Origin of the sequence: Geobacillus sp. WSUCF1, from assembly GCF_000422025.1 — a bacterium.
GTDB lineage: Bacteria > Bacillota > Bacilli > Bacillales > Anoxybacillaceae > Geobacillus > Geobacillus zalihae.
In genome coordinates this window covers 1-4228 of the sequence record NZ_ATCO01000224.1, presented here as the reverse complement: position 1 = coordinate 4228, position 4228 = coordinate 1, and the positions used below count along the sequence as shown (strand labels likewise).

Sequence of the window (4228 nt, the reverse complement as noted above, 5' to 3'; positions counted from 1 at the left end):
CTGCGGGTGAAGAACATTTGGCTTCGAGAGCTAATCTCGGCGCCTCCGCTTTTCTTATTGTCTAGCTGCGGCCGCTAGCTCCCTTCCGCAAAATAACCTCCGCCCTCGAAGTGCAAGCACTTCTGCGGGCGGAGAACATTTTGCCTCGGGAGCTTGCGCGCGGCCTCCGCTTTTCTATAAAATAATCGCGATGAGGCCGCCGGAGCCTTCGTTGATGATGCGCTCAAGCGTTTCTTTCAGCTTGTAGCGGGCGTTTTCCGGCATGAGCGCAAGTTTCGCTTGGATGCCTTCACGGACGATGGAGCTGAGCGAGCGGCCGAAAATGTCAGAGTTCCAAATCGACAGCGGATCGTCTTCGAAGTCTTGCATTAAATAGCGGACGAGCTCTTCGCTTTGCTTTTCCGTGCCAATGATCGGGGCAAACTCCGATTCGACGTCAACTTTGATCATATGAATCGACGGCGCCACAGCTTTCAAACGGACGCCAAAGCGCGACCCTTGGCGGATGATTTCCGGTTCGTCAAGACTCATGTCAGACAAAGCGGGCGCAGCGATGCCGTAGCCGGTTTGTTTGACCATTTTCAGCGCGTCGGCGATTTGGTCATATTCCGCTTTCGCATGGGCGAAGTCTTGCATGAGCTGAAGCAGATGGTCTTTGCCGCGAATCTCGACGCCGACGATTTCTTTTAAAATTTGATCGTACAGCTCATCCGGTGCATACAAGTCAATTTCGGCGATCCCTTGCCCCATTTCGATGCCGGCAAGCGCCGCTTTTTCGATGAAATCGTACTCGGCAAACTGCTGCACAACCCGGTCGACGTCGCGCAGCCGTTTGATGTCTTTGACGGTGTCGCGCACCGCTTCTTGATAGCTTTCGCGCAGCCAATGATCTTCGCGCAGCACCATCACCCAGCTCGGCAAGTTGACGTTCACTTCAAGCACCGGGAATTCATATAATGCTTCACGAAGCACGTTATACACGTCGGCTTCGCGCATGCTTTCCACGCTCATGGCGAGCACCGGAATGTCGTACTTTTCGGCGAGCTCGCGGCGAAGCGCCTCGGTTTCCGGATGGTGCGGCCGAACGGTGTTGACGATCATAATGAACGGCTTGCCGACTTCTTTGAGCTCGCTAATGACCCGTTCTTCCGCTTCGACATAGTCTTGGCGCGGAATTTCCCCGATCGTGCCGTCCGTCGTAATGACGACTCCAATCGTCGAATGTTCTTGGATGACTTTTCTTGTCCCGATTTCCGCCGCCTCTTGGAACGGGATCGGCTCTTCATACCAAGGCGTGTGGATCATCCGCGGCCCGTTTTCGTCTTCATATCCTTTTGCGCCGGGCACGGCGTAGCCGACGCAGTCGACAAGACGGATGTTGACTTCAAGACCCTCATCCACTTTCACCGTCACCGCCTGGTTTGGCACGAACTTCGGTTCTGTCGTCATGATCGTCTTGCCGGCGGCGCTTTGCGGCAGTTCATCTTGGGCGCGCGCTTTATCGGCTTCGTTTTTAATGTTCGGAATCACGACCAACTCCATAAACCGTTTAATAAACGTCGATTTTCCGGTGCGGACGGCGCCGACGACCCCTAAATAAATGTCGCCGCCGGTCCGCTCGGCGATATCTTTAAAAATATCGACCTTTTCCAAATAACTCCCCTCCAGTCCTTCGGTCGTTATAAGAAACAGTGGAATGAGCTAGCATAGTCGGACACTATATGCATATGATGTTGTCCGATTCGGTTATGACTAAAATAGAAAAAATCCCTTCTCTAGAATGTATTTTCCTAGAGAAGGGAAGATGACTCATTTTGTAAAAAAAATCGGTTCATTCGTCTTGGCGTCGATCGTATAGGGCAACGAATACGCCGGCACAAACAGCGAATGGTCGGTCAAAATCGGGCGAATATCGTCACCCGGCTTGTAGTGGTGCGGATATTTTTTCAACGCCGCATACAAATCAGAACGGTAGTCAATGTAAATTTCTCCATTCCCGTCGATGACAAACGGCAAGTTGTTGCCGGAAAACGGGCTGACGACATAAGGCGGCTCTTTATAGCCGAGCTTTTTGTAATCGAGCGTAAATACGCCCGGCGCAACGACGTCTTGAAACGGCGGATATTTATGCTTGTCCGTGTACATGCTAAGCCGCAGCTTCAGATCACGGATGCGTTCGGCTAAGCGCAGATCAAGCAGCTTGACCGTCGGGTTCGTTTCCGCATCGATGATCATATACTGGAAGACGCCCCCGCTTTCATAGGCGTTTCCCGGCGGCTCCTGCATATAGCGGGGAACGAGCTTTTGAAAATCGACTGGATACTTCAAATACATCGGCGTGTTCATGTCGCGTGTTTTAATCGGCAGAAGCCCGCCGGTCGCCTTCCGGTACTCATCCACCGCCGATTGAACGGCTGCCACTTGGTCTTTGTAAGGAATTTGGTTTTGTTTCAGCCGCTCTTGTGGATACAAGCAGCCGGAAAGCAGCGCCAAACATATACATGACAACAACAAGCGAGCGATTCGTTTCATCTTTCCCACCTTTTTGCCTATTGCGGTGTCGGTCCGCTGAATACGACGAAAATGATGATGATGCCGGCGAAAATCAAAAGAATGTAGGCGACGAGCGCCAACAGAAAGCGAAGCCATTTCATCTTGACTTTGTAGCGGCTTAAGTAAATGAAGCCGACGGAAATAAACATAAACACCATCGAGGCGATGGCGATCCACATTTTCGCTAACGCCGGTGACATGGACGCTCCTCCTTTTTTTCGACAACTATCATTATAGCATTGGCAAAAAAAAAGCTGAAGTAAAGCGGGGCTTTCTTTACTTCAGCATCCCCTCATACCCTTCCGGAAGCTCAAGCCGATGATGGTTCGCCATATTGTATGCAGAACGAAGACGACTTGTACCGCCATTGGCCTATTTTCATCATTCTTGTTCGGCAAAAATGTTGTTTAAGTCATCCATTTCTTCTTTTTTTCCGCGCGCCATGAGCGAATCGACCGCCTCTTTCGGGTCTTTTCCCGCAAACAATACGTCATAGAGAGCTTCGGTGATCGGCATCTTCACACCAAGCTCTTTCGCCAGCTCATAGGCGGCTTTTGTCGTTCGCACCCCTTCGACGACCATCCCCATGCTCTCAAGCACCTCGTCCAGCTTTTTTCCTTGGCCAAGCATGTAGCCGGCTCGCCAGTTGCGGGAATGAGCGCTCGTGCACGTGACAATCAAATCGCCGACTCCCGTCAAACCAGCGAATGTCAACGGATTGGCGCCGAGGGCGCAGCCGAGGCGGGCAATCTCGGCGAGCCCGCGCGTAATGAGGGCCGCTTTGGCGTTATCCCCGTAGCCAAGCCCGTCGCTGATGCCGGCGGCCAAGGCGATGATATTTTTCAGCGCCCCGCCGACTTCGACGCCGATTAAATCCGGGTTCGTATACACGCGAAAATAGTGATGGTTCATAAAGATGTCTTGAATGCGGCGCGCCGCTTCCATATTGGGCGACGATACCGCCACGGTCGTCGGGTGGCGGAGCACAACTTCCTCGGCATGGCTCGGCCCGGAGAGAACGACAACATCTGCAAGCCATTCCCCCATTTCCTCGGCGACCATTTCCGACACCCGCTTATGCGTCCCTGGTTCGATTCCTTTGCTGACGGCAACAATGGTGATCGGCTTGGCCAAGCAGGCGCGCACGTCCGCAAGCACCGTACGGATCGCTTTCGTCGGCACAGCGAGCACAACGATCGCAACGTCGTCAAGCGCAGCGCAAAGGTCGTCATAGCCGATAATGGCGTCCGGCAGGCGAACGCCTGGCAAATATTTTTCATTTGTCCGCTTTTCGTTGATTTCGTTGATCTGCTCGGTCCGATGACCCCAGAGCCGGACGTGGTGCCCATTGTCAGCCAGCACGAGCGCCAACGCCGTCCCCCAGCTTCCAGCCCCCAATACGGCGATGTTCTCCATCGTTTTCCACTTCCTTTATCCGATTGTCGCAACCTTGAAAAATAGCAATCGCGCCGCCTCTTCGCTCCTGTTCGTCCGACTTTCGCGGCGGCGACACATGGCTTACGCTCCTGTGACACCACCCACGCAGAACCAAGCTTTCCTTGGTTCGAGCCTCTTCGCCGGCCCCGCAGCGCGTGTCGCTGATGGGCGCGCGGCCTCCGCTTTTCTTTCTGTCCAGCTGCGGCGCCTAGCTCTCTTCTGCCAAATAACCTTCCCC

Annotated in this window: 4 protein-coding genes; all 4 read right to left on the bottom strand. The window is 53.5% G+C overall.

The annotated features are described in order from the left end of the window. Nucleotides 1–174: 174 nt before the first annotated feature. The gene (spoIVA, locus tag I656_RS00785) at nt 175–1653 is read right to left on the bottom strand and encodes a stage IV sporulation protein A (protein ID WP_011231701.1); all 1479 of its coding nucleotides are present in this window, start codon (nt 1651–1653) and stop codon (nt 175–177) included. Nucleotides 1654–1809: 156 nt separating this feature from the next. Next, the gene (locus I656_RS0116940; RefSeq protein WP_011231702.1) at nt 1810–2532 is read right to left on the bottom strand and encodes a hypothetical protein; all 723 of its coding nucleotides are present in this window, start codon (nt 2530–2532) and stop codon (nt 1810–1812) included. Between the two features lie 17 nt (nt 2533–2549). Further along, on the bottom strand, nt 2550–2753 hold the full coding sequence (locus I656_RS0116935) for a DUF2768 domain-containing protein (RefSeq protein WP_011231703.1): 204 nt from the start codon (nt 2751–2753) through the stop codon (nt 2550–2552). Between the two features lie 181 nt (nt 2754–2934). Continuing rightward, nucleotides 2935–3969, bottom strand: coding sequence for an NAD(P)H-dependent glycerol-3-phosphate dehydrogenase (locus I656_RS00790; RefSeq protein WP_020756800.1), 1035 nt, complete (start codon nt 3967–3969; stop codon nt 2935–2937). Between the last annotated feature and the right edge of the window lie 259 nt (nt 3970–4228).

What these genes read in the sequence shown, in the direction of transcription:
- I656_RS0116935 (WP_011231703.1), bottom strand. Translation starts at nt 2,753, where the DNA reads ATGTCACCGGCGTTAGCGAAAATGTGGATCGCCATCGCCTCGATGGTG.
- I656_RS00790 (WP_020756800.1), bottom strand. Translation starts at nt 3,969, where the DNA reads ATGGAGAACATCGCCGTATTGGGGGCTGGAAGCTGGGGGACGGCGTTG.
- I656_RS0116940 (WP_011231702.1), bottom strand. Translation starts at nt 2,532, where the DNA reads ATGAAACGAATCGCTCGCTTGTTGTTGTCATGTATATGTTTGGCGCTG.